Annotated in this window: 25 protein-coding genes; 12 read left to right on the forward strand and 13 right to left on the reverse strand. The window is 72.9% G+C overall.

What is annotated here, in order from left to right; genetic code table 11:
* The gene (locus ACTJKO_RS00980) at nt 1-708 is read right to left on the reverse strand and encodes a DUF3800 domain-containing protein (protein ID WP_440684751.1); all 708 of its coding nucleotides are present in this window, start codon (nt 706-708) and stop codon (nt 1-3) included.
* Between the two features lie 75 nt (nt 709-783).
* On the reverse strand, nt 784-1,629 hold the full coding sequence (locus ACTJKO_RS00985; RefSeq protein ID WP_440684753.1) for a helix-turn-helix transcriptional regulator: 846 nt from the start codon (nt 1,627-1,629) through the stop codon (nt 784-786).
* A 101-nt stretch (nt 1,630-1,730) separates the two neighbouring features.
* Between ACTJKO_RS00985 and ACTJKO_RS00990 the strand changes: the two genes are divergently transcribed.
* Both ACTJKO_RS00990 and pcp read left to right on the forward strand, forming a co-directional pair.
* Complete coding sequence (locus ACTJKO_RS00990; RefSeq protein ID WP_440684755.1) at nt 1,731-2,429, forward strand: SDR family NAD(P)-dependent oxidoreductase; 699 nt, start codon at nt 1,731-1,733, stop codon at nt 2,427-2,429.
* 73 nt (nt 2,430-2,502) lie between these two features.
* Nucleotides 2,503-3,150: a pyroglutamyl-peptidase I gene (gene pcp / locus ACTJKO_RS00995; protein ID WP_440684757.1), complete on the forward strand. Its 648-nt coding sequence runs from the start codon at nt 2,503-2,505 to the stop codon at nt 3,148-3,150.
* Nucleotides 3,151-3,193: 43 nt separating this feature from the next.
* Here pcp and poxB read toward each other — a convergent pair whose 3' ends face one another.
* Nucleotides 3,194-4,918 (reverse strand): ubiquinone-dependent pyruvate dehydrogenase, encoded by a 1,725-nt coding sequence (gene poxB / locus ACTJKO_RS01000; protein WP_440684759.1) that lies wholly within the window; start codon nt 4,916-4,918, stop codon nt 3,194-3,196.
* Between the two features lie 111 nt (nt 4,919-5,029).
* Between poxB and ACTJKO_RS01005 the strand changes: the two genes are divergently transcribed.
* A complete protein-coding gene (locus ACTJKO_RS01005; protein ID WP_440684761.1) occupies nt 5,030-5,740 on the forward strand; it encodes a phosphatase PAP2 family protein in 711 nt (236 codons plus the stop codon).
* Here ACTJKO_RS01005 and soxR read toward each other — a convergent pair.
* Nucleotides 5,691-6,218 (reverse strand): redox-sensitive transcriptional activator SoxR, encoded by a 528-nt coding sequence (gene soxR, locus ACTJKO_RS01010; RefSeq protein ID WP_440684763.1) that lies wholly within the window; start codon nt 6,216-6,218, stop codon nt 5,691-5,693. The two genes, ACTJKO_RS01005 and soxR, sit on opposite strands and share 50 nt — an antisense overlap.
* Nucleotides 6,219-6,251: 33 nt before the next feature.
* Between soxR and ACTJKO_RS01015 the strand changes: the two genes are divergently transcribed.
* Nucleotides 6,252-6,803 (forward strand): GNAT family N-acetyltransferase, encoded by a 552-nt coding sequence (locus tag ACTJKO_RS01015; protein WP_440684765.1) that lies wholly within the window; start codon nt 6,252-6,254, stop codon nt 6,801-6,803.
* A 37-nt stretch (nt 6,804-6,840) separates the two neighbouring features.
* On the opposite strand, the gene ACTJKO_RS01020 is transcribed toward ACTJKO_RS01015, so the two are convergent.
* On the reverse strand, nt 6,841-7,869 hold the full coding sequence (locus ACTJKO_RS01020; protein WP_440684767.1) for an aldo/keto reductase: 1,029 nt from the start codon (nt 7,867-7,869) through the stop codon (nt 6,841-6,843).
* Between the two features lie 188 nt (nt 7,870-8,057).
* Here ACTJKO_RS01020 and ACTJKO_RS01025 point away from each other — a divergent pair, with 188 nt between their 5' ends.
* Nucleotides 8,058-9,299: an MFS transporter gene (locus ACTJKO_RS01025; protein ID WP_440684769.1), complete on the forward strand. Its 1,242-nt coding sequence runs from the start codon at nt 8,058-8,060 to the stop codon at nt 9,297-9,299.
* Between the two features lie 55 nt (nt 9,300-9,354).
* Here ACTJKO_RS01025 and ACTJKO_RS01030 read toward each other — a convergent pair whose 3' ends face one another.
* The 7 genes from ACTJKO_RS01030 to ACTJKO_RS01060 all read right to left on the reverse strand — a co-directional run bounded on the left by ACTJKO_RS01030 (nt 9,355) and on the right by ACTJKO_RS01060 (nt 16,772).
* On the reverse strand, nt 9,355-9,711 hold the full coding sequence (locus ACTJKO_RS01030; RefSeq protein WP_440684772.1) for a cation:proton antiporter: 357 nt from the start codon (nt 9,709-9,711) through the stop codon (nt 9,355-9,357).
* The gene (locus ACTJKO_RS01035; protein WP_440684774.1) at nt 9,708-10,049 is read right to left on the reverse strand and encodes a monovalent cation/H+ antiporter complex subunit F; all 342 of its coding nucleotides are present in this window, start codon (nt 10,047-10,049) and stop codon (nt 9,708-9,710) included. The genes ACTJKO_RS01030 and ACTJKO_RS01035 overlap by 4 nt, the downstream gene beginning before the upstream one ends.
* Nucleotides 10,046-10,633, reverse strand: a complete 588-nt coding sequence (locus ACTJKO_RS01040; RefSeq protein ID WP_440684776.1) for a Na+/H+ antiporter subunit E — start codon at nt 10,631-10,633, stop codon at nt 10,046-10,048. The genes ACTJKO_RS01035 and ACTJKO_RS01040 overlap by 4 nt, the downstream gene beginning before the upstream one ends.
* A complete protein-coding gene (locus ACTJKO_RS01045; RefSeq protein WP_440684778.1) occupies nt 10,630-12,378 on the reverse strand; it encodes a Na+/H+ antiporter subunit D in 1,749 nt (582 codons plus the stop codon). Before ACTJKO_RS01045 ends, ACTJKO_RS01040 begins: the two co-directional genes overlap by 4 nt.
* Entirely contained in the window at nt 12,375-12,833 is a 459-nt protein-coding gene (locus tag ACTJKO_RS01050; RefSeq protein ID WP_440684780.1) for a Na(+)/H(+) antiporter subunit C, read from the reverse strand. Before ACTJKO_RS01050 ends, ACTJKO_RS01045 begins: the two co-directional genes overlap by 4 nt.
* A complete protein-coding gene (locus ACTJKO_RS01055) occupies nt 12,830-15,718 on the reverse strand; it encodes a Na+/H+ antiporter subunit A (RefSeq protein WP_440684782.1) in 2,889 nt (962 codons plus the stop codon). Before ACTJKO_RS01055 ends, ACTJKO_RS01050 begins: the two co-directional genes overlap by 4 nt.
* A gap of 109 nt (nt 15,719-15,827) precedes the next feature.
* Nucleotides 15,828-16,772 (reverse strand): zinc-binding dehydrogenase, encoded by a 945-nt coding sequence (locus tag ACTJKO_RS01060; RefSeq protein ID WP_440684784.1) that lies wholly within the window; start codon nt 16,770-16,772, stop codon nt 15,828-15,830.
* Nucleotides 16,773-16,854: 82 nt separating this feature from the next.
* Here ACTJKO_RS01060 and ACTJKO_RS01065 point away from each other — a divergent pair, with 82 nt between their 5' ends.
* Nucleotides 16,855-17,262 (forward strand): MarR family winged helix-turn-helix transcriptional regulator, encoded by a 408-nt coding sequence (locus ACTJKO_RS01065; protein WP_440685194.1) that lies wholly within the window; start codon nt 16,855-16,857, stop codon nt 17,260-17,262.
* A 63-nt stretch (nt 17,263-17,325) separates the two neighbouring features.
* Here ACTJKO_RS01065 and ACTJKO_RS01070 read toward each other — a convergent pair whose 3' ends face one another.
* Entirely contained in the window at nt 17,326-18,072 is a 747-nt protein-coding gene (locus ACTJKO_RS01070) for an SDR family NAD(P)-dependent oxidoreductase (protein WP_440684786.1), read from the reverse strand.
* 43 nt (nt 18,073-18,115) lie between these two features.
* Here ACTJKO_RS01070 and ACTJKO_RS01075 point away from each other — a divergent pair, with 43 nt between their 5' ends.
* The 6 genes from ACTJKO_RS01075 to ACTJKO_RS01100 all read left to right on the forward strand — a co-directional run bounded on the left by ACTJKO_RS01075 (nt 18,116) and on the right by ACTJKO_RS01100 (nt 23,787).
* Nucleotides 18,116-18,838 carry an SDR family oxidoreductase gene (locus ACTJKO_RS01075; RefSeq protein WP_440684788.1) on the forward strand — a complete coding sequence of 241 codons (723 nt, stop codon included), beginning with the start codon at nt 18,116-18,118 and terminating at the stop codon, nt 18,836-18,838.
* Nucleotides 18,835-19,518: a FadR/GntR family transcriptional regulator gene (locus ACTJKO_RS01080; protein ID WP_440684790.1), complete on the forward strand. Its 684-nt coding sequence runs from the start codon at nt 18,835-18,837 to the stop codon at nt 19,516-19,518. The genes ACTJKO_RS01075 and ACTJKO_RS01080 overlap by 4 nt, the downstream gene beginning before the upstream one ends.
* 45 nt (nt 19,519-19,563) lie before the next feature.
* Nucleotides 19,564-20,433 carry an SMP-30/gluconolactonase/LRE family protein gene (locus tag ACTJKO_RS01085; RefSeq protein WP_440684792.1) on the forward strand — a complete coding sequence of 290 codons (870 nt, stop codon included), beginning with the start codon at nt 19,564-19,566 and terminating at the stop codon, nt 20,431-20,433.
* Between the two features lie 68 nt (nt 20,434-20,501).
* The gene (locus ACTJKO_RS01090; RefSeq protein ID WP_440684794.1) at nt 20,502-21,677 is read left to right on the forward strand and encodes a glycosyltransferase; all 1,176 of its coding nucleotides are present in this window, start codon (nt 20,502-20,504) and stop codon (nt 21,675-21,677) included.
* Nucleotides 21,674-22,801, forward strand: coding sequence for a glycosyltransferase (locus tag ACTJKO_RS01095; protein WP_440684796.1), 1,128 nt, complete (start codon nt 21,674-21,676; stop codon nt 22,799-22,801). The genes ACTJKO_RS01090 and ACTJKO_RS01095 overlap by 4 nt, the downstream gene beginning before the upstream one ends.
* Nucleotides 22,798-23,787, forward strand: a complete 990-nt coding sequence (locus tag ACTJKO_RS01100; protein WP_440684798.1) for a hypothetical protein — start codon at nt 22,798-22,800, stop codon at nt 23,785-23,787. The genes ACTJKO_RS01095 and ACTJKO_RS01100 overlap by 4 nt, the downstream gene beginning before the upstream one ends.
* Nucleotides 23,788-23,791: the final 4 nt, after the last annotated feature.

The raw sequence follows: 23,791 nt of genomic DNA on the forward strand, positions 1-23,791 counted from the left end.
TCACGGCACCCAGTGCTCGTCGTGCGCCACCGCCGGTGCGATCAACCTCCACTGCCGCTCGAGCGTCCTCCGTGCGGCCGGATGCGGGTTCTGGACCCGCTGACGCCGGAAGTGCACGTACACCGCCATGTCGACGGACTGCAGCCCGTCGCTGAGTCGGGACGACGCGAAGTTGATCGGAGCGGAGATGTGCGCGAGTCGGGACGGCCGCTCACTCGTCGTGCCGAACTCCTGGTAGCCCGCGAAGGCCCGCTGGTGCTCCGCTTGGGTCGCGATCTCGTCGGCGACGACGATCGCTTGTTCGTCCGGATCGTTGACGGCGACGTATCCGTCGATCTGTTCCAGCAGGTGTCCGAAGACGACCGAGTGCGGCGTCCGTGGGTACCGGAACCGTGCCTTCAAGCGTGCAACGTCCACCCCGCGGAAGATGTAGCGGACCCCGACCTCGGCGGCGGCGCCCAGCACCGCGGTGGACACGCCCGCGGCTTCCCGGTGTCGGCCGCGGAGGTTCCGCCACGGACCGGTGCCGCCCATCAGCTCGTGGCCGTGGAACTCGATCTGCTCGGATGTCCCGTGCTCGCGCGCGGTCCGCTGGCGGATGGTCGCGAACCGTTCCGAGACAGCCTCCCACTGCTCGAACGTGGCGAGCGCCGCGCCGATGAAGTAGTGGTCGCGATCGTACGATTCATCGACGTAGGCGATGAGCATCCGGCAAGCGTTCCACAGCCGACGGCATCTCGCGGAGGGCTGTGGATACACGACGTGGGACCCGTTCCGGGCGGGTCAGCCGACCAACGACTGCGTGCCGAGGACGACCGCGAGCGCCAGCCGCTCCGCGTCCTCGGTGCCCGGCTCCGCCGTGTACGCCAGCACGGTGAGGTCGTCGGTGGCGATCTGCAGGGTGTCGCAGTCGAGCACGATCCGTCCCACGGCAGGGTGCTCGATCGTCTTCCGGCGGCCGGTGTCCCGAGGCTCCGCGCCGTCCCCGGACTCCCACAGCTCGACGAAGCGGGGGCTCGCGGCCCGGAGGTCCCGGACGAGTTGCCGCACACCGCGGTCCAGCGGGTACCGCGAGGCCGTGCGCCGGAGCGCCGCGACGACGGTGGCCTCGAACGCCTCCTGCTCGGCAGGGGAGTGCACGGCGCGGCTCCCCGGTCCGACGAGGTGCCGCCACGCGGTGTTCCGCTCGTGTCCCCGGAGCGCCCCGACCGGCCCCATGAGCGCGTCGTACGGCGCGTTCGCGGTGAGGATGGTGCCCGCTGCGTCGAGCACGGCGACGGGGGTGTCCGACAACCGGTCGAGCAGCCGTTGCACGCTCGGCGGGATCCGGGACGGCACGACGTCCGGGCCGGGGGCGGCGTGGCCGGCGAGCCGGAACAGCAGCGCACGCTCGGTGTCCGCGACCCGGAGGGCCCGGGCGAGGGCCTCGACGACCTGGGCGGACGGCGACGTCGCCCGTCCCTGCTCGAGGCGGGTGAGGTAGTCCGCGGAGATGCCCGCCAACGCCGCGAGCTCCTCGCGTCGGAGGCCGACCGCGCGCCGACGACTGCCGGGGACCACGCCGACGGCGTCCGGCGGGACGTGGTCCCGCAGTCGCCGGAGCGTCCGTCCGAACTCGGAGTGTTCCACGTCCCCAGTGTGCGACCCGCGTCGGCCGTTGTCCTGGGTCCGGTGGTCCTACGACGACGGGACGACTGCCATCCTCGCCTCGGCCCTCCGATGCTGACGGCATGACAACGACACTCGTCACCGGGGCCACACGCGGCCTCGGCAGGGAGACCGCCCACCAGCTCGTCGCCGCCGGACACACCGTCTGGGTCGGCGCCCGCGACCTCGACACCGGCCGGGAGGTCGCCCGGCAGATCAGCACCGCGTCGAACCCGGCCCGGGCCGTGCAGCTCGACGTCACGGACGACGCGTCGGTCGCGGCAGCTTTCGCCGCGATCGATGCGGCCGGCGGACTCGACGTGCTGGTGAACAACGCCGGCATCGGCAAGGTCGCCCTGAACGGCCCGGAGGCGCTCGAGGTGTTCGACACGAACGCCGTCAGCGTCGTCCGCACGACCGAGGCCGCCCTGCCGCTGCTCCGCCGGTCCGCGAACCCGGTCGTCGTGAACATCTCGAGCGCCCTCGGGTCCTTCGCTGCGAACCACGACCCGGAGAAGCCGGCGTCGCAGTACCAGGCGATCGTCTACGGCGCGAGCAAGGCCGCCGTCTCGATGCTGACCGTGCAGTACGCCCGCGCGGTGCCCGAGGTGCGCTTCGTCGCGATCGAGCCCGGCTACACCGCCACGGAGTTCGGCGGCGTCGCGAACCCGCACGGCCGCCCCGTCGAGGTCAGCGCGGCGACGGTCGCCGCGGCGGCAGCAGCCGGACCCGACGGGCCGACCGGCGTGTTCCTGGAGGACGGTCGACCGCTCGGTTGGTGACGATCCGCAGAACACGTCGGACTGGAGGCGCGGTGCTGCCCCGCACCGCGCCTCCAGTCCCTACGCTGGTCACGTGGCCGACGCGACCGAACCGACCGTCCTGCTGACCGCCTTCGAGCCCTTCGGCGGGGACGCCGTGAACCCGTCGTGGGAAGCCGCCCAGCGGCTCGCGGCGACGTGGGACGGCCCGGCGACCCTCGTCGTCGAGCAGCTCCCCGTCGTGTTCGCGGAGGAGCGTCCGCGGCTCGCCGCCCTGCTCGCCCAGCACCGCCCGGCCGTCGTGGTCGCCACGGGCCTCGCCGCCGGACGCACTGCGGTGACGCCGGAACGGGTCGCGATCAACGTCATGGACGCCCGGATCCCGGACAACGCGGGCGCGCAGCCCGTGGACGAACCGATCGACGCCCACGGGGCCCCGGCGGCCTTCAGCACGCTTCCGATCAAGCGGATCGTGCGTGACGTCCGTGCCGCCGGCGTCCCGGCGTCCGTGTCGAACACGGCGGGCACGTTCACCTGCAACCAGGTGTTCTACGAGCTCATGTCCTTCGCCGCGCGGGACGGGTTCCGCGCGGGGTTCGTGCACGTGCCCGCGACCCCGGACATCGCCGGGGACGGCCCCTCGCTCGCACTCGACCAGATCGTCACCGCCCTCGACGCCGTCGTCCGCGCCGCGCTCGACCCGACGCCCGACATCGTCGAGCAGGGCGGCGCCGAGGCCTGAGCCGCCCTGCCGACACGATCCTCCGAGCCGTCCCCGGTCGGCGTCAGATGAACTGCCGGAAGTTCGTCGAGGCGAGGTCGAGCAGCTCGTCCCCGCGCCCGGACAGCACGGTGCGGATCGCGTAGAGCGTGAAGCCCTTCGCCTGCTCGAGCGTCACGGCCGGCGGCATCGAGAGCTCCTGGCGGTCGGCCCGGACGGAGACGAGCGCGGGCCCGTCGTGGGCGAGCGCCGCGGCCAGGGCGTCCTCGAGCTGGTCGGACTCGTCGACGCGGAAGCTCGTGATGCCGATCGCCTCGGCCACCGCGGCGAAGTCGGGGTTCCGGAGGTCGGTGCCGTAGGTGACGAACCCGGCGGCCTTCATCTCCAGCTCCACGAAGTTCAGCGACGAGTTGTCGAACACGACGATCTTCACCGGCAACGCGTTCTGGACGATCGTGATCAGCTCGCCGAGCAGCATGGTCAGTCCGCCGTCACCGGCCAGGGCGACCACCTGCCGCTCGGGGAACGCCGCTTGGGCACCGATCGCCTGCGGCACCGCGTTCGCCATCGTGCCGTGCACGAACGATCCGATGAGCCGCCGTTCGCCGTTCATGGTGAGGTACCGCGACGCCCACACGACGGGGGAACCGACGTCGGGGATGAACACCGCGTCCCGCGCTGCGAGTCGGTCGAGCACACGCGCCACGTACTGCGGGTGCAGCGGCTTGTGCCGACCGGCGGGTACGGCCAGGTCGTCGAGCTTCGCGCGGGTCTTCGCGTAGTGCTTCCGGGCGTCCTCGAGGTGCTTCGTCGGGTGCGAGCGGGTGAGCAGCGGGATGAGGGCGAGCGCCGTGTCCTTGACCGTGCCGACCAGCCCGATGTCGACGGGGTGCCGCCGCCCGAGCTGCTCGCCGCGGACGTCGACCTGCACGTGCTTCGCCTTCGCGGGGAAGAACTGCTGGTACGGGAAGTCCGTCCCGAGCATGAGCACCACGTCGGCGTCCTCCATCGCGCGGTACCCGGACGCGAAGCCGAGGAGCCCGGTCATGCCGACGTCGTACGGGTTGTCCCACTCGATGTGCTCCTTGCCGCGGAGGGCGTGCACGATCGGGGCCTGGAGCCGTTCCGCGAGGGCGAGCACCTCGTCGTGGGCGCCGGCGACCCCCGCTCCCGCGAGGATCGTCACCCGGTCCGCACCGTTGAGCAGATCCGCGGTGCGACGGAGTTCGGCCTCTGCCGGGACGATGCGCGGTTCCGTGCGTTCGATCCGGGTGACCCGGGGTGCGACGGCCTCGGCGAGGAGCACGTCGCCGGGGATGACGAGCACCGCCACCCCGCGCTTCTCGACCGCGGCGCGCATCGCGATCTCGAGCAGCCGGGGCATCTGCGACGGGTCGGCGACGTACTCGACGTACACGGAGCACTCGCGGAAGAGCTCCTGGGGGTGCGTCTCCTGGAAGTACCCCGTCCCGATCTCGGCCGTCGGGATGTGCGCGGCGATCGCCAGCACCGGGACGCGGGACCGGTTCGCGTCGTACAGCCCGTTGATGAGGTGCAGGTTGCCCGGTCCGCAGCTGCCGGCGCAGACGGCGAGCTCCCCGGTCAGCGCGGCCTCGGCGGAGGCAGCGAACGCCGCGGCCTCCTCGTGCCGGACGTGCTCCCACCGGATCGTGCCGTCCTTCCGGAGCGCGTCGGTGAAGCCGTTGAGGGAGTCCCCGGGGAGACCGTAGACGCGTTCGACGTGGTTCTCGCGGAGCGTGGCGACGATGTTCTCGGCAACGGTTGTCATGCCCTCGTGTCTAGTCCTGGTGCCTGGTCCTTGCCGTTCGCTGAACGACCTCTGATCGACGGACACGCGACTCGGGGCCGGCGGACGCCCGGGACCTGCGACGATGGACGGATGTCCGACGCAGCGCTCCGCCCGCACCGACGCGAGTCCGAGGTGAACGGCATCCTCGATCCGAGCCGGTACCCGCTCGCCTCCGTCGCGCTCGCCGTGGCCGCGGTCGTCGTCATCACGGTCGTCGGCTTCACGCTCGGCTCGGTCGACCTCGGCCTGGCGAAGGCCCTCAACGAGCTGCACACCGGCGCGCTCGGAGCCTTCACGACGGCGGTCTACCACGTGATCAGTCCGGGTCCGGCGATCGGGATCACGGTCGTCGTCGTGGGCGTGATCTGGTGGCGGGCCCGGGACCTGCGGCCGGCGCTCGCCTTCGGCGGCACGATCGCCATCACGTGGGTGCCCTCCGCGGTCGTGAAGGAGCTCGTGCACCGGGCGCGGCCGGACGTGAGCGTGCTCCCGCACCCGTTCCCGGTGCAGCCCGACCCGAGCTACCCGAGCGGGCACACCGTCTACATCACGGCGTTCGTGATCGCCCTCGTCTGGGTGCTGCGGGACTCACGCTGGCACCACCTCGCGGTGACGCTCGGGATCGTGGCCATCGTCGTCGTGTTCTTCGCGGTCGCGATCGACGCGGTCCACTACCCCACGGACGCCGCGGCGTCGATCCTGTGGTCCCTCGCCGTCGCGCCCGGGGTGCGGGTGGTGTGGGTGGACTGGCTCATGCCGAGGATCCCGTTCCTGCGTCCGCGGGGGCTCCGGGTCCGCTGACGTCCGGTGCCTCGTCCTCGATCGGCAGGAGCCGCCGGGCCCCGTGCCCCTCGGCCGCGAGCTGGTCGCCGGGGTTCATCACGAGGCACGCGTTGAGCGACACGCACCCGCAGCCGATGCACTGGGTCATCTCCTGCTGGAGGCGCTCGAGCTCGAGCTGACGAGCGCGCAGCCTGGCCCGCCACCGTTCGTTGAGCCGGTTCCAGTCCCGCAGTGAGGGCATCCGGTCCCTCGGCAGGGTCTCGAACTGCTCGGCGACCTCGCTGAGCGGGATGCCGAGCCGTTTGGCGACCTGGATGATCGCGATGCGGCGTTCCGTGTGCCGGGGGTAGAGCCGCGTGCCGCCGGCGCTGCGCTCGGGGTGGATGAGGCCCTTGCGTTCGTAGAAGTGCAGTGCGGACGCTGCGACCCCGGTCCGTGCGACGACCTCGCCGATCGTGAGGAGGTCGGTCGGACTCGGACGCTGGATCTCGACCATGGTGGAGATCCTACGGGCCGCTATGGTGCGGTGGTGCTGACCTTCCCCCTCCGGACCGAGCGGCTCGACCTCACCCCGCTGGACGCCACCGACCGCGACGCCTTCGTGGCCTACCGTCGCGAGCCGGACGTCGCGCGGTGGCAGTCCTGGACGACGGACTACTCCACGGCCGACGCCGATCGGCTCCTCGCCGCCCAGCCCGCCACGGTCGTGCCGGGCTCCGGCGACTGGTTGCAGGTCGGCGTTCGTGCGCGCACCGACGGCACGCTGCTCGGCGACGTCGCCGTGCACGCGCTCGCCGAGCAGCCGGACACGTACGAGCTCGGCGTGACCCTCGGCTCGGCGGCACAGGGGCACGGGTACGCCACCGAGGCGCTCCGTGCCCTGGCCGACGCGCTCGTCGGGGGACTCGGCGCACACCGGCTGACCGCGCTGACGGACGCGCGGAACGAACCCGTCGCCCGGCTGTTCCGTCGGCTCGGGTTCCGCCACGAGGGGCGCGCCGTCGAGGCGGACTGGTTCGGCGGCGAGTGGACGACCGTCGACTCGTGGGCGGTCCTCGGGGCGGAGTGGCCGCGCGTCTGATCCCCAGCGGGCGAGGACGTGACCCGTCGTTCGGCCGTCAGCGGGCGAGGACGCGGCCGCGCAACCGTTCCTCGCTGAGCGCCGGCAGCGCCACCCCGGTGTCACGCTCGAGCACGTGCGTCCCCGGCGGCACGATCGCGTCGACGGCGTCGAGCACCCCGTCGTCGAGCGCCACCTCCGCGGCCTGCACGTACGCGTCGACGTGCGACACCGTCCGCGGGCCGACCACCACGGAGGACACGTCCGGGTGGGTCAACGCGAAGCCGACGGCGAGTTCGAGCAGCGTGAGGCCGGCGTCGTCGGCGAGCCGTCCGAGTCGATCGGCGGCGTCGAGCTTCCCGCGGTTCGCGGCGGCGGTGACGTCGTACGCGTGCGGCTGCTCCGCGGCCCGGGGAGACCGTGGCTGTCCGGTCCCGCTCCGGTAGGCGCCGGCGAGCCATCCGCCGGCGAGCGGCGCGGCGGCGAGCACACCGAGGCCGAACCGACGTGCGACCGGCAACGTGGTCCGCTCCGCCGTCCGGGTGAGGATCGAGTACGGCACGTGCGTCGCCGTGACGCTCTTGCCGCCGGCCCGCAGCCACTGCGCCTCGACGAGTTCCTCCGCGGGGAACCCCGGGATCCCGAACGCGCGGATCTTCCCCTGGGTCACGAGGTCCGCCAGGGCGTCGAGGGTCTCGTCGAGCGCCGTCGTCGGGTCGGGGTGCGCCGGCTGGTAGAGGTCGATGACGTCGGTGCCGAGACGGGTGAGGCTCCGCTCCACGGCGCGGAACATCCAGCGTCGACCGTTGCCGTGGTGTGCCGGGTCGTGGTCGACGGGGTCGCCGAACCGGACCGACAGGAACACGTCCTCGCGTCGGTGCCCGAGGGCCGCGCCGACGACGTTCTCCGTGAGGCCGCCCCCGTCGGCGTCCGACACGTCCACCGCGGTCACCCCTCGCCCCAGCGTCTCGTCCACGAGCCGGACCGCGCCGTCGACGTCCTGCTCGGCGATCGCCGCGAGCGCCCGGGTCCCGAGGGTCAGCGCGCTGACGGGAGCCCCCGTCCGCCCCATGCGTCGCTGTTCCATGCGCGCCACCATAGGAGGGGCTCCGCCGTGGCGGTGCCGGGGTGACGAACCGTTACCGCTGGTACCCTGGCCGGGCTCCACCAACACGCAGTGTGTATCTACCGGCCGCCGGCTCTCCGGCGGACAGCGGCGGCACCCGATGGGTCCGCCCGACCGCTCCCGGGCCGGGCCGAGAAGGCACACCTCCAATGCTCCAGACCAGTACCACCCCGTCCACCCCCACCACCGACGACCGATCCCTCGTCGCACACACCGGACGGTGGTACTTCCCCGTCGCGTTCGTCGCCCGGCTCCCCTTCGCGATGATGGTGGTCGGGGTGCTGACGCTCGTCGTGTCCGCGCGCGACTCGGTCGCCCTCGGCGGCGTGAACTCCGCGTCCGTCGGCATCGGCGCCGCGGTGTTCGGACCGCTGGTCGGCGCGGCTGCGGACCGGTTCGGGCAGCGGAACGTCCTCGTGCCGGTAGGCCTGGTGAACGCCCTGCTGCTCGGACTGTTCCCGCTCGTGGTCCAGGGCTCCGCGCCCGACCTCGCCGTGTTGGCGATGGCGTTCTTCATCGGTGCATCGGCGCCGCAGGTCGCCCCGATGTCCCGGACGCGACTCGTGGCGATCATCGGGCAGCGCACACCGCCGGCACGTCGCGACCGGGTCCTCAGCGGCACCATGGCCTACGAGTCGGCAGCGGACGAGACCGTCTTCATCATCGGACCGTTCCTCGTGGGGGTCCTCGCGAGCGCGATCGCGCCGTGGGTGGCGGTCGCCGGGGCCTCGGCGCTGACGTTCGTGTTCGTCACCGCGTTCGCCCTGCACCCCACCGGGAAGCTCGTGCTCGGGCGGCACGAGGAGCTCGTGCAGGCGCCGGCCACCGAACTGCTCCGGCCGCGGCTCGTCGTCGTGGTGGTCGGGATCCTCGGTGTCGGCCTGTTCTTCGGCGCGACCCTGACCTCACTGACGGCGTTCATGGAGATCCACGGGGAGGCGTCGCAGGCCGGACTGCTCTACGGCCTCATGGGCATCGGCTCCGCTGGTCTGGCGCTCGGTTCGGCCGTGTTCCCGCGCGGGTTCGCGCTCGGGTGGCGGTGGCTGGTGTTCGGCGTGGTCCTGCTCGGCGGTGCGGTCGCGTTCTCCCAGGCCGGGTCCGTCGTGGCCGTGGGTGTCGTCCTCGCGGTGATGGGCATCGGCATCGGCCCGACCCTCGTGGCGCAGTACAGCCTCGGCTCGGACCGGTCGCCGCGGGGCCGTTCGGCGACCACCATGACGATCCTCGGCTCCGCGGTGATCGTCGGGCAGTCGGTCTCGTCGGCGATCACCGGTGACGTCGCGGAGCAGCACGGCGCCGCGGCCGCGATGCTCCTGCCGGCCGCCGCGGCGGCGGTCGTCGTGCTGGCGGCCGTGGCGAACCTGGTCTTGTCGCGTCGCCAGCGCGACTGAAGGCGGACGGGAGGCGCGGTGCGGCCCCGCACCGCGCCTCCCGTCCGTCTCGGGGTCAGGACTCCGTGTCGTCGACCAGCAGGTCCTCGTGTCGGTAGTCGTTCGACCGCAGTCCGGCGCGGGAGATCATGTGCGTCGAGACGGGCACGAGGAACAGCTGGAACACCATGATCGGCAGCACGACCCACAGCGCCGTCCACGTCCACACCGCGACGACGATCGCGGCCAGCGCGAACGCCAACCCGAGCACCTGCGGCTTCGCCATGGCGTGCAGCCGCACCAGCGGGTCGGGGAAGCGCACGATCCCCACACCGGCGCCGAGCGAGAGCAGGGCGCCGACCAGCAGCAGACCGAGGGCGACCCAGGCGCGGACGCCCGCGCCGTCGAGGAATGACTGGATGATCTCGGTCACGAGCGCTCCTCTTCCGTGGCGTGCTCCGGCGTCGTCGCGGTGAGTCCTTCGTCGGACGGGTCAGACGACGGGGTGACGGCGCGGGCGACGGCGATCGTCGCGAACACGCTCGTCGCCGCGATGACCACCAGGACGGGGACGGCGGTGAGGTCCTGCCGGACGACCATCGCGGCACCGATCACGACGAGCGCCGTCGTGAGCACCATGTCGGACCCGATCACGCGGTCGAGGATCGTCGGGCCCCGGACGATCCGGAACACCGCGAGCGCGAGGGTTGCTCCGAGGAGCGCGAGCACGAGGGCGATCCCGACCCCCATGACGACGACGGCGGCGCTCATCGGGTGACCTCCGGCAGTGGTTCGGACAGTTCGGAGACGTCCTGGCGGGAGCCCAGGGCCCGGATGACCAGCGTCTCGATGCCGAGGGCCTCGCGTCGTGCCGCGTCCACCTGTTCGACGCGCTCGGTGTCGAGCACGTGCAGCAGCAGGCGCCGTCGGCGCAGGTCGACGTCGGCGACGTAGGACCCGGGCACGAGCGAGATCGCGAGCGTGGCCAGCGTGAAGGTCATCTCGGAGGTGGTGTGCAGTTGCACGAGGGTGAGCGAGCTGCGCCGGACTCCGCGCGGACGCAGGGCGACCCAGGCGACCCGGAACGACGCGATCACCACGAGCCCGGACCACACCAGCAGGAACCACACGAATTGCGGGATCGAGAACCGGGCGGACAGCGGTACCGGCGGGAGCGGCAGCGCCTGGGTCACGAGGAGCGCGACGACGACGCCGCACAGCAGCGTCAGCGGTGACCACGAACCCCACAGCAGTGCCCAGAGCACGGTCAGGCCCGCCACCAGCGGCACGTCGTAGCGCCACGCGACGGCGATCCTCCGGGCGTTCGTGATGCGCCGGGTGCTGTCGGCCTTCATCGCGTCCCTCCCAGCACGGCCTGGACGTAGCGGTCGGGGGACTCCAGGGACTCGGCGGCGCGGGTCGCGTAGCCGTAGAGCGGACCGGCGACGACGGTCAGCGCGACGGAGCCGAGGACGGCGACGGTGGTCACGCCGACGAGCATGCGCGGCAGACGCACCTTCTCCGGCGCGTCCCCGATGCCCTCCTGCGCGGTGGCCGGTGCGGCGGGACGGGAGGCGCGGGTCACGTCCGGCGCTTCGGTCACGGGTGCCGCGCCTCCACTGACCGGGGCGGCCGACCGGCTGCCGGCCGCCCCGTCGGGCAGCGCGGCGGGCCGCTGCACGTCGCCGGACTCCTCGGACACGGTGAGCGGAGCGGGTTCCGGCGACCGCAGGTGCTCGTGCGGTTCTGCGACGCTCGCGTGCGGCGCGGCCGCCTCGGCGGCGGGCTTCGGCCGCCAGAACGCGGCGTCCCAGACCCGCATGAGCGCGTACAGCGTCAGGAGGCTCGTCACGACCCCGGCGGCGATCGTCGCGTACGCCAGGGGTGATCCGTCGATCGCGGCGGCACGGAACAGTCCGAGCTTGCCGATGAACCCGGAGAACGGCGGGATCCCGCCGAGGTTGAACGCGGGGACCAGGTAGAGGGCGGCGAGCAACGGGGCGGCCTTGAGCAGACCGCCGAGCGACCGCGTCGACGTCGTGCCGCCCACCCGTTCCATCAGGCCGGACACCAGGAACAGGGTCGTCTGGACGACGATGTGGTGCACCGTGTAGAACACCGCGGCAGCGGTGCCGACGACGGAACCCAGGCCGACGCCCATCACCATGAACCCGATGTGGCTGATCAGGGTGAAGGACAGCAGACGCTTCACGTCCGTCTGCGACACCGCACCGAGCACGCCGACCACCATCGTCAGGATCGCCACGATCAACAGAGCCGTGTTGAGCTGGGGTCTGGGGAAGATGATCGTCTCGAGCCGGATGATCGCGTAGATGCCGACCTTCGTCAGCAGGCCCGCGAACACGGCGGTCACCGGGGCGGGGGCGGTCGGGTACGAGTCCGGCAGCCAGAACGCCAGCGGGAACACCGCCGCCTTGATCCCGAAGCCGATGAGCAGCATCGTGTGGAGCAGCAGCTGCACGTGCTCCGGCAGTGCCGCCATCCGCTCGCTGATCTGCGCGATGTTGACGGTGCCGGTCGCGCCGTACACGAGCCCGATGGCCGCGAGGAAGATCGCCGACGCGATCAGACTCGTCACGATGTACGTGGTGCCGGCCCGCACGCGCTGCTCGCTGCCGCCCAGGGTGATGAGCACGTAGCTCGCCACGAGCAGCATCTCGAACGCCACGTAGAGGTTGAAGAGGTCGCCGGCGATGAACGAGTCGAGCACGCCCGCCGCCAGCACCAGGTACGTCGGGTAGTAGATCGTGACCGGTGCCTCGCCGTCGTCCGGAGCGAGGCCCTGCCCGATCGAGAACAGCAGCACGACGAGCAGCACGCTCGCACTCACCGTGAGGAGCAGTGCGCTCAACCGGTCGACGACGAGCGAGATGCCGTACGGGGCGTCCCAGCCGCCGACCTGCACGACGATCGTGCCGTGCTGGTCCACGAGCACCATGAGGGTCACCGCGACCGCCAACGCGACGCCGAGCGCCACGACCGTGATCGCACGCTGCAGCTTCTGGTGTCGGAGGAGTCCGAGCGCCCCCGCGGCGCCGAGGAGCGGGACGAGGACGAGGAGCGGGACGAGCCAGGTCATCGGGTCGCCCCCTGCCCGGCGTCGGCGGCGCGGTCGTGCGGGTCGTCGGCGTCCTCCGGCGACTTCGGGTCGAAGTCCGCCTCGGGGTCGTCGTCGTCCTCGTCGGCGCGGTCGCGGCCGATCGCGACGTCCGCCTCGTCCACCTCGACCTCGTCGGCGCGGGAGAGCTTCCACGAGCGGTGGATGAGCGCCAGCAGGAACGCGCTCACCGCGAAGGTGATGACGATCGCGGTGAGGGCGAACGCCTGCGGCAGCGGGTCGGCGATGCCGTCGGACGACGCACCGATCGGCGGCTTCCCGGCGGCGCCCGACATCACGAGCAGCAGCAGGTTGAGGGCGTTGCCGAGCAGCAGGAACCCGAGCAGCATCCGCGTCAGCGAGCGCTCGAGCAGCAGGTACACGCCGCACGAGAACAGCACCGCCATCGCGATGACGAGGACCAGGGTGACGGTCACGTGGCGCTCCCTTCCGGAGTGGATGACTCGAACGTGTCGCGGTACGGCGTCGAGGCGTCCTCGAGCCGCTGCCGGTCGACCTCGGCCCCGAGGCTGCGGAGGACGTCGAGCACGAGGCCGACGACCACGAGGTACACACCGATGTCGAAGAACGTGGCGGTGACGAACTCCACGTGGCCGAGCACCGGGACGGTCGCCTCGAAGAACTCGGAGTACAGGGCGTCCTTGCCGAAGAACATCGGGACCAGCGCCGTGATCGCCGCGGTCGCGACGCCGAGGCCGAGCAACCGGCCGGCGCGGACCGGTGCCGCCGCACCGAGTTCCGCCGGGCCCCCGGCGAGGTACCGGGCCGCCAGCGCGATGCCGGCGACGAGACCGCCCGCGAACCCGCCGCCGGCCGCGTTGTGCCCGGCGAACAGCAGGTACACCGACAGCACGATGAGGCCGTGGAACAGGAGGCGCACGACGACGTCGAGCAGCGCCGACCGCCCCGTGGGGATCGCGGCGCTCGTCGGCAGCCACGCGCGGGGCTCGCCGTCCGGGCGGTGCTTGTCGCTCGCCACGGTCGCCGGGAGGTCCCGCAGACGGGGGAGCGTGTCCTCACGCGAGTTCACGAAGATGAGGCTCGCCACACCGGTCGCCGCGGCCACGACGACCGTCAGCTCGCCGAGCGTGTCCCAGCCGCGGAGGTCGACCAGCGCCACGTTCACCACGTTCAGTCCGTGCCCGAACGAGCTCGTCAGCGCCGGCAGGTCGGGCCAGAGCGGTCGTGTGGTGCGGGCGGAGGCCGCGACGACCACGACGACCGCGAGCGTCAGGCCGGCGAGCCCCGCGAACAGCGCCCGGAGGACCCGGAACCGCGATGGGTTCGTGGTGGCGATGCGCGGGGGGAGCCTGCGGAGGACCAGCACGAACGCGATGAGGGTGACGGTCTCGACCACCATCTGGGTGAGGGCGAGGTCGACCGCGCCGTGCAGCACGAACAGCACCGACATGCCGTAGCCGGTGACACCGACGAGCACCGCGGCGGCGAACCGGGTCTTCGCGGTGAGGACGGCGACCGCGGCGATCGACATCACGATGACCACGGGGATCTGACCCCACGAGTCGGCGAAGCGGACGTGGAACGCCCACGGACCGCCCACGACGAGGTTGACGAGCGCCCCGGCCACGAACACGGACAGGATCACCGTGAGGTAGTAGGGGAGCGAACCACGCTGCAGCGCCGCCGTGAGGCCCGTGGCCCCGCGGTCGAGGCCGCGCATCACGTGCCGGTAGATGCTCGACGCGCTCGGGAACCCGGCGAGTCGGTGCTGGAGCGCCTCGACCGGACGGCGCAGGGCGAACAGCACGAGTCCGCCGGCGAGGGTCACCGCCGAGATGCCGAGCGCCGGTTCGAGGCCGTGCCAGAGCGCGAGGTGGGGGACGGCCCCGGAACCGCTGGCGGCGGCGCTCGCCGCGGGTTCGAGGCCGTGCGCGACGAGGGGCGTCGCGAGTCCCGTCACGAGCCCGGTCAGCCCGAGGACCGACGGCACGACACCGAGACCGTGCAGGGCGTGCGGTTCGGTGGCCGGGACGCCGGGCTTGCGGGCGAACGCCCCCCAGAAGAACCGCAGCGAGTACGCCACCGTCAGCACGGAGCCGAGCGTCACCCCCACGAGCGCGGTCCACGCCCAGCCCGCGTCCGGTCCGTGCAGGGTCTCGACGAACCCGGCGAGCACGGCCTCCTTCGCGACGAACCCGATCGTGGGCGGAATGCCGGCCATCGACAGGAGCGCGAGGGCGGCCACGGTGGCGAGCCACGGCATGCGCCGCCCGAGTCCGCTCAGCCGGGCGAGGTCCCGCGTGCCCGTCACGTGGTCGATCGACCCGACGACCAGGAACAGCGTCGACTTGAAGGTCGCGTGCGCCACGAGCAGCGCGATGCCGCCGAGGGCGACCTCCGGTGCTCCCCAGCCCGCCGCGAGCACCAGGAACCCGAGCTGTGCGACCGTGCCGTAGGCGAGCAGCAGCTTGATGTCGGTCTGCCGCAGCGCCCGGTAGCCGCCGACGAGCATGCCCAGGACGCCGAGGACCGTGATCGTCTCGCGCCAGCCGTCGAGGAGCGCGAAGGCGGGAGCGAGCCGGGCGACGAGGTAGATGCCGGCCTTCACCATCGCCGCGGCGTGCAGGTAGGCGCTCACCGGCGTGGGTGCCGCCATCGCCGCGGGCAGCCAGAAGTGGAAGGGGACGATTGCGGACTTGGTGAGCGCGCCGAGCAGGACGAGCACGACGGCGACGGAGGTGATCGTGCCCGAGGGCGGGTGGGCGACGATCGCGGAGAGCGACGTCGTGCCGGCGACGACTGAGAGCAGGACGAGCCCGGCGAGCATCGCCAGGCCACCGGCGGTCGTGACGACGAGCGCCTGCATCGCTGCCGCGCGACTGGCCCGCTTCGCCGCGTCGTGTCCGATGAGCAGGTAGGAGAAGACCGTCGTCGCTTCCCAGAGGACGAACAGCACGATGACGTCGTCGGCCACCACGAGTCCGTACATCGACCCGGCGAAGGCGGTCAGGACGCCCGCGAACCGGCCGAGACCGGGCTCGTCGTGGTCGAAGTACGAGGCGCAGTAGACGAGCACGAGGGCGCCGACCACGGAGACCACGAGCGCGAGCACCCAGGACAGGGCGTCCATCCGCAGGGCGATCGCGAGGTCGAGCTGCGGGATCCACCCGAACCGTTCCGTGACGCCGTCGTGCAACGCCGGGCCCGTCATCGCGAGGGTCAGGACCGCGGCTGCTGCTGGTGCGAGGGCCGCCACGAAGAAGACGCGGCGGCCGAGGACGGGGGTCAGGGCGGGGACGATCAGGGCGACGATCGCGAACGCGACGAGGACGGTGACCATCGGGCACCTCCTCGGGGTCGGGCTGGAGTCCGGCTCACTGGGCCCTCACAGGCTACGGAGCCCGGGATGTGGAGACCCTGAGTGGACGGACAGGGACCCCGGTCGAGGATCAGACCTCGAGCACCACTCTGCTCGCGCCCGACCCTGCCTGTCCGGCCCACGCGCGCTCGACGTCCGCCATCGGCACGGCCACCGCGTCGACGTCGATCGTGCCGTCCGCGATGGCGGCCACGATCGACGGCAGCTCCGCGACGAACGCCGCACGACCCACCGAGCCCTGCCCGCTGCCGACGATGGTGAGGCCCGAGGCGCGGAGCGCGGCGGAGGGGATCGGCGCCTCCTGGCCGGCGGTCGAGCCGATCGCGACCCAGTCCAGGCGGCGTCCGCGGTCCGGCCGGGCGGTGACGAGCGCGCGGACGACGTCGGCGGCGGGCTGCCCCCAGACGTAGTCGATGACGACGTCTGCGTCGGCGGCTGCGGCGCCCACGGCCTCCGTGTCGTCGAGCGGGACGACGACGTCGGCGCCGAGGTCGGTCAGGCGCGCGAGCCGCCGTTCGTCGCGGCCGCTCGCGACGACGTGCGCGGCGCCCAGGTGCTTCGCGACCTGCACCGCGGCGCGGCCGGAGGCGCCGGTCGCCCCGAGCACGAGCACGCGACTGCCGGGTGCGAAGGTGATCCGACGACGGAGTGCGACCCACGACGACATCACCGGGTTCGCGCCGGCGGCGACCGCGATCGGGTCTGCGTCGCCCGGCAGCACCACGCTCGCGCGCGGGTCGGCCGCGGTGCGTTCGGCCATGCTCCCGCGGGTGTCGCTCGTCGTCGCGAAGTAGCGGAGGGTGCCGTCCGGGAACCGTGCGACGCCGTCGACCCCGGGGATCAGCGGGAGTGCTCCCTCGCTCGTGTAGTGCGATCCGGCCGCCTGTGACCGGACGCGCGGGTGGAGACCGGCCGCGACGACGTCGACCACGACCCCGTCGGGGCCGGCCGTCGGCTCGTCGGACTCCTGCCAGGTCGGCGCCTCGCCGAACGTGGTGACGACAGCTGCGTGCACGATGTCCTCCTGTTGATTCGTGTTACGAACAAAGTAGTTCGTAACACGAAGCGGGTCAAGTAGCATCGGGTCCGTGCAGGAGATGACGGAGGACGACCGGCTCGTGGACGCGCTCGGGCACGCGGCGTTCCGCACGATGGGGGCCCTCACGGACCTGGCCGCCGACGCGGGGTTGTCGCTGACCCAGCTCCGGGTGCTCGCGATCCTGCGTGACCGTCGGCTCCGCATCGGCGACCTGGCCGACCACCTCGGACTCGAGCGGTCGACGATGACCGGACTCGTCGCGCGCGCGTCGGCGAAGGGGCTGCTCGCGCGGGAGCCGAACGCGGAGGACGCCAGGTCGGTCGACGTCGTGCTCACGGCGGCGGGGCAGGAGGTCGCTCGGTCGCTCGAGGCGGCGATGCGCGAAGCGCTGCTGCCGCTCACGACGCAGCTGGTGCCGTCCGACCGGCGGGCGCTGCGGGTGCTGCTGGAGCGCATGCTGCGGTGATCGGTGCGTGTCGGGAGGCGCGGGTCTGCTCCGCCCGTCCCGCCCGCCCGAGCCGTGGGCGCGTCAGCGTCCGTGCGCGCGTGCCGGGATCTGGGTCGCCAGCTTGCCGCCCGAGACGTCCACGAGGGTGCCGGTGATGTACCCGGCCGCGTCGCTCGCCAGGAACACGAGCAGGTCGGCGACGTCCTCCGGGGTCTCCCACCGCCGGAGCGACAGTGTGTCGAGCAGGCGGTCCTGTGCGTCCGCGGACATGGTCGCGAAGCCGTTCATCGCCGTCGGCACCATGCCTGGTGCGTAGGCGTTGACGGTGATGTCCCACGGCCCGAGCTCCGACGCGAGCACCCGGGTGAGTGCCACGACGGCGGACTTCGACGCCGCGTAGGCCGCGCTGCCGACGCTCGGCACGATCGCCGCGAACGAGGCGGCGTTGATGATCCGTCCTCGGCCCGCTGCCTGCATCACGGGTGCGACCGCCTGGCTCATCAGGAACGTCCCGCCGAGGTTGACGTCCATGCAGCGCCGCCACGCGTCCCACTCCAGCTCGGCGACCGTGCCCTCGACGTTGATGCCGGCGTTGTTCACGAGGACGTCGACGGTGCCGTGCTCCGCGACGACCCTGTCGACGGCTGCGCGGACCGAGGCCGGGTCGGCCACGTCGCAGGCCACCTGGTCGTCGGCCGGCTCGTCGAACGCGAGGTCGAGCGCCACGACCCGGCACCCCTCGTCGCGGAAGCGGGCGGCGATGGTCCGGCCGATGCCGCGCGCGGCTCCGGTCACGACCGCCACGCGGTCGGTCAGGTCGAGGTGCATCGTCGCTCCCGTCGTCGGTGGTGAATAGGCATACTATTCCCCCATGACGGATGAACGGGTCCTCTGGGTCACCGGCGGCGGCAGCGGCATGGGTGCCGCGAGCGCCCGAGCAGCAGCGGCGGACGGGTGGACCGTGGTCCTGAGCGGACGCCGGGTGGACCGCCTCGAGGACGTCGCCGCAGCGGTGCGGGCCGACGGCGGTGTCGCCGACGTGCTGCCCGTCGACGCGAGCGACCCCGAGGCGGTCGCGGTGGCGCGCGACACGGTCCTGGCCCGGCACGGCCGGATCGACGGCCTCGTGCTCGCGGCCGGCCTGAACACCCCGCGGCGCCGCTGGGACGACCAGTCCTTCTCGGAGGTGCGGGCGGTCGTCGACACGAACCTCACAGGGGTCGTCGCGGTCGTCGACGCGGCACTGCCGGCACTGCGACGATCGGCCGGGGTCGTCGTCGTGGTGTCCTCGTACGCCGGATGGTCCTTCCAGCCGGGCGCCGGGGTCGCGTACTCGGCCAGCAAGACCGCACTCGGATCGGTCGTCCGCACGCTCAACCAGCAGGAGGCGCCGCACGGCGTCCGCGCGACGCACCTCTGCCCGGGTGACGTCGCGACCGACTTCCTCGACCAGCGCCCGTCCGTGCCGGACGCCGCGGCGCGCCGGGTCATGTTGCAGGCGGAGGACGTCGCCCGCGCCGTGTCGTTCGTGCTCGCATCGCCACGGTCCATGCGGGTCGACGAGCTCGTGCTCTCGCCGGTCTCCCAGCGGTGATCTTCGACCGCGTGCTCGACGGGCTCGGCACGGCGATCGTCTCGGGCACGCTCCCGACCGGGCACACGGAGAGCATCGACGGGATCGTCGCGCGCACCGGGGCGAGCCGCAGCATCGTGCGCGAGGCGGTCCGGGTCCTCGTCGGACTCGGGCTCCTCAGTGCCGGGCGACGGGTCGGGCTGCGGGTCCTGCCTGCCCGCGACTGGGACGTGCTCGACCCCCGCGTGATCGGGTGGCGGCTCGCCGGGCCCGATCGCGACATCGCGCTCCTGGAGCTCCGGGAACTCCGTCGGGCGATCGAACCGGCCGCGGCGGCCGCAGCGGCGGCGGCGGTCGCCGCAGCCCGTGCCGCACACACGGACGGAGCGTCCCTGCCACGGGCCCTGGAGGCGCTGCTCGCCACCACCGACCGTCTCGCCACCGGCGCCGGCGCGGCTCCGCGCCGTCCGGCCGCCTGGGCCGAGGCGGACCAGGAGCTGCACCGACTGGTCTTCGAGCTGTCCGGCAACGCCGTGTACGGACGCCTGCACCGGGTGGTGTCGCGAGCCCTCGACGAGCGGGCCGCGATCGGGCCGGACCCGGCCGCCGTCGACCTGCACGTCGCGGTGGCCCGTGCCGTCGCCGACGGGGACCCGACCGCCGCCGCCGACGCCATGCGCGCGATCATCGACCTGGCGTGACGACCCCGGCCGGAGTTGTCTGGTGTCCGAACCGTAGGAGGGAACATGCACGTCACCGACCTCGTCCCCGACCCCGCCGCGCTCGAGCGGATCGCCACGGGCAGCACCTGGGCGGAGGGTCCCTGCTGGATCCCCGCGACGCGCACCCTGCGGTGGTCCGACATCCCGGGGGACCGCATCCTGCAGTGGCACGCCGACACCGGTGTGGTCGACGCGTACGCCGAGCACGTCGAGTTCACGAACGGCCGCACCCTCGACCGCGACGGGAGCGTCGTGCAGTGTTCGCACGGGCGTCGCCGGGTCGAGCGGGACCGTGGTGGCGTCGTCGAGCCGATCGTCGACGGGTGGGGCGGCGGCCGGCTGAACTCCCCGAACGACGTCGTCGTGGCCCGGGACGGCAGCGTGTGGTTCACCGATCCGGCCTACGGCATCACGCAGCCGCGCGAAGGGCACCCCGGCGAGCGCGAGTACGGCGACCACTGGGTGTTCCGGTGCGGCGCGGACGGCGAGGACCTGCGTCCCGTGGCGGTCGACGTCGACGAGCCGAACGGACTGGCGTTCGACCCCGACGAACGGGTGCTCTACGTCGCGAGCTCGTCGTCCGACGAACCGGTCATCCGCGCGTACGACCGCCGCGGCCCACTGCTCAAGAACGGCCGGGTGTTCGCACGTCTGGAGCGCGGCGAGGGCGTCCCCGACGGCATCCGGGTGGACGTGCACGGCAACGTCTGGTCGTCGTCGCACCGCGGTGTCGTCGTGTTCGACCCCACCGGCGCCCGCGTGGGAGCGATCCCGGTGCCCGAGACGGTCGCGAACCTCTGCTTCGGCGGAGACGACGGCACGACGCTGTTCCTCGCCGCCATGACCTCGGTCTACCGGATCGCCACGACCGTTCGCGACGCCGCCGCGATCTGACCCCTTCCGGAACACCGTACTGCAATGTAGAATATCATTGCAGTCATCAGGTGAACGAGGGAGCGGGCATGTCCAAGCGGGTGGCGATCATCGGGACGCGGGGGTACCCGTCGTACTACGGCGGGTTCGAGACCGCCGTGCGGCACATCGCTCCGCACCTCGCCGACGAGGGCTGGGACGTCACCGTGTACGGCCGCCCCGGGCAGGAGCGCAGCGACGATCCCGCGCTCGACCGGCGCATCACCCGGCGCACGACCCGCGGTCTCGAGTCGAAGTCGCTCTCGACGCTCACCTACGGACTCACGGCGGTGCTCGACACGATCCGCCGGCGCCCGGACGTCGCCCTCGTGATGAACTGCGCCAACGGCTTCTGGCTCCCCCTGCTCCGTCTGGCCGGCATCCCCACCGTGGTGAACGTCGACGGCATCGAGTGGGAGCGTGCGAAGTGGGGCCGCTTCGCGAAGGCCGTCTTCAAGACCGGGGCCCGCATGACGGCCCGGTTCGCCGACCGCCTCGTGTTCGACGCCGACGCGATCGGGGACTACTGGCGACGGGAGTTCGGGAAGTCCGGTGTGATGATCCCCTACGGCGGCACCGAGACCGGCACGGGGACCGCCACCGGCCCGGCGCTGCCGCTGCACCACGACGACGCCCACCTCGACGGCACGCCCTACGCCCTCGTGGTCGCCCGGTTCGTCCCCGAGAACACGGTGCCCGAGTTCCTCCTCGCCGCCGAGCGGATCGCCGCGCGGCACCCGGTCGTCATCGTGGGTTCGACCGGGTACGGCGGTGAGCTCGACCTGGCGGCGCAGGCCCTCGCCGCGCGCAACCCGGACGTGCACTGGCTCGGCCACGTCTCCGACGACGCACGACTGTTCGCGCTCTGGCAGCACGCCGGCGCCTACTTCCACGGCCACAGCGTCGGTGGCACGAACCCGGCGCTCGTGCAGGCGATGCACTGCGGCGCCCCGACCGTCGCCCGGGACACCGTGTACAACCGTGAGGTCCTCGCGGGCACCGGCGCGCAGTTCGTCCGGCCCGACCCGGACGCCATCGCCGACGCCGTCTTCGCGCTCCTCGGCGACCCGGACGAGCAGCGAGCCCTCCGCCGCCGGGTCACCGACCGTGCCCGGACGGCCTACACGTGGGCCGGCGTGTGCGGTGCCTACGAACGGACGCTCGCGGCCGTCGCCGGCACCACTGCTCCGGCTCGCGCCGCTGTCGCCGAGGGGGTCGCGGCATGACCGCCGTCGCGAGCATGCGGATCGTCCCCGAACTCCGCGCCGCGCACGTCGATCGCCACCGCCTCGGCACCCCGGCCGAGCTGCTGTACCTCGACACGAACTACGACCTCGCGGGGACGGCGCTCGCCGAGGGCATCCACCGCGTGACGCTCGTCGGCGCCCTCCGTCGGTTCGGCACGACGACCGCCCGGACGCTCGAGGTCCCCGAGCCCCTGTGGATGCGCTTCTGGCCGAAGCACGTCCTCCTGGCCGCCGGGTTCAAGGTCGCCGGCCTGCTCCGTCGTCGTGAGCACCGGGTGGTCACCTACGCGATGGAGAACAACGACCTCGCGACCCTGGTCGGCGGCCGTCGTGGGGTCCCGGCGTGGCTCGTGCGCGCGGTCGCGGCGATCATCGGCGTCGCGGCGCGGCTGACCATCGACCGGATCGCGTTCGCGAGCGACGACGCCCGTGCCACCTACGCGCAGCTGCCGTGCGTGGCCGACATCGAGCAGGCGACGGGCCTCGAGCTCCCGCACCCCGTCGCGGCCGAGCGGCCCGCAGTCCCGCTGACCTGCGTGTACCTCGGCGTGATGGAGGAGCGGAAGGGCGTCCGGGAGCTCATGGACGCCTGGCCGAGCGTCGAGACGATGGTCCCGGGCGCACGCCTGGTCATGGTCGGTCCCGGTCCGCTGCAGGCCGATGCGGCGTCCTGGGCAGCGGCGTCGCCGTCGAGCCGGCAGGTCCTCGGGCGCCTGCCGCACGCCGAGGCCGCCGCGGTCCTCCGGTCCGGCTCCGTCCTCGTCGCCCCGTCCGTGCCCGACGGACGCTGGCGGGAGCAGATCGGCCTGCCCGTGAAGGAGGCGCTCGCCGCCGGGCTGACGGTCGTCACGACCGAGCAGACCGGCCTCGCCGGCTGGCTCCGCGACCACGGGCACGAGGTCATCGACCACGCCGGTCCGACGTTCCGGCCGCGGCTCGCCCGCGCGCTCGTGCGGGCCCTGCGCGCCCCGCTCGACCGTGAGCAGGTCCGCGACGCCCTCCCGGAGCGCGACGGCCGCCTGTCGGCCGACGCATGGCTGCACGGACAGGAGGCGCGGCTCGTCCTCGACACGCCGACCCGCCCCGTGCCGGTGGTCGCGTGAACGCCCGCGACGCGGTCGTCGTCAACACGCTCGGGGGTGCGCTGCAGCACTACACGCGCGGGCTCGTCGACGCACTGGGTCAGGCCGGTGGTCGCGTCTCGGTGGAGCACGTCGACGAACCGAGCGTCGCCGGGGGTTCGGGCCTCGGGTGGCTGCGACGGTACGTCCGGGCACTGTGGTCCGCCCGCCGCACCGCGCGCCGTTCGGGCGCGGTGGTCGTCGTCACCTGGCCCGTGCTCGGCCACCTCGACCGTCTGCTCGTCCGGGTCGTCCTCGGCCGCCGGACCGACATGGCGCTCGTCGTGCACGATCCCCGGCCCCTCGTGCACGCTCGTGGGTACGGTCCGGTCGCACGTCGGCTGGGTTCGCTCGCGTCGCGAGTCCGGCTCGTCGTGCACAGCGACACGGCCGACGCCGCGCTCCGGGCCGACTGCCCCGGAGTCGAGCCCGAACTCCTGCCGCACCCCGTCCTGCCGCGGCGGTCGGCCCCGCGACCGCGCATGCCCGGTCGCCCCGTGGTCCGGGTGCTCGGGCAGTACAAGCCGGACCGGGACCTCGCGGTCCTCACCGGGATCGGGGAGCGGCTGGGCGACTCGCACCGGCTCGAGGTCATCGGCCGTCGGTGGCCGTCGGTGCCGGGGTGGGACGTCACGGACGAGTTCGTGTCCGAGGAGCGGCTCGACGAGCTCATGGCGACGGCCGACGTCGTCCTCGTGCCCTACGCGCGGTTCTTCCAGTCCGGCATCGCGATCCGGTCCCTCGAGTCGGGGACGCCGGCGGTCGGGCCGGCGGGGTCGAGCATCGCCGACCTGTACCCGGACGACCGGTACCTCGCGGGCGACTCGGTGGACTCCTGGTGCGACGCGATCGTCGCGGCGACGTCGGCCGACCGCGGCGAGACGCTCGAGCTGGCCGCGCGGGCCGATCGCACGTGCCGTGCAGCGTGGGCGGCATGGCTCGGGACGCACTCCGCTGCCGTATCCTGACTCG

The organism is Curtobacterium sp. 22159, from assembly GCF_052045775.1.
Lineage (GTDB): Bacteria > Actinomycetota > Actinomycetes > Actinomycetales > Microbacteriaceae > Curtobacterium.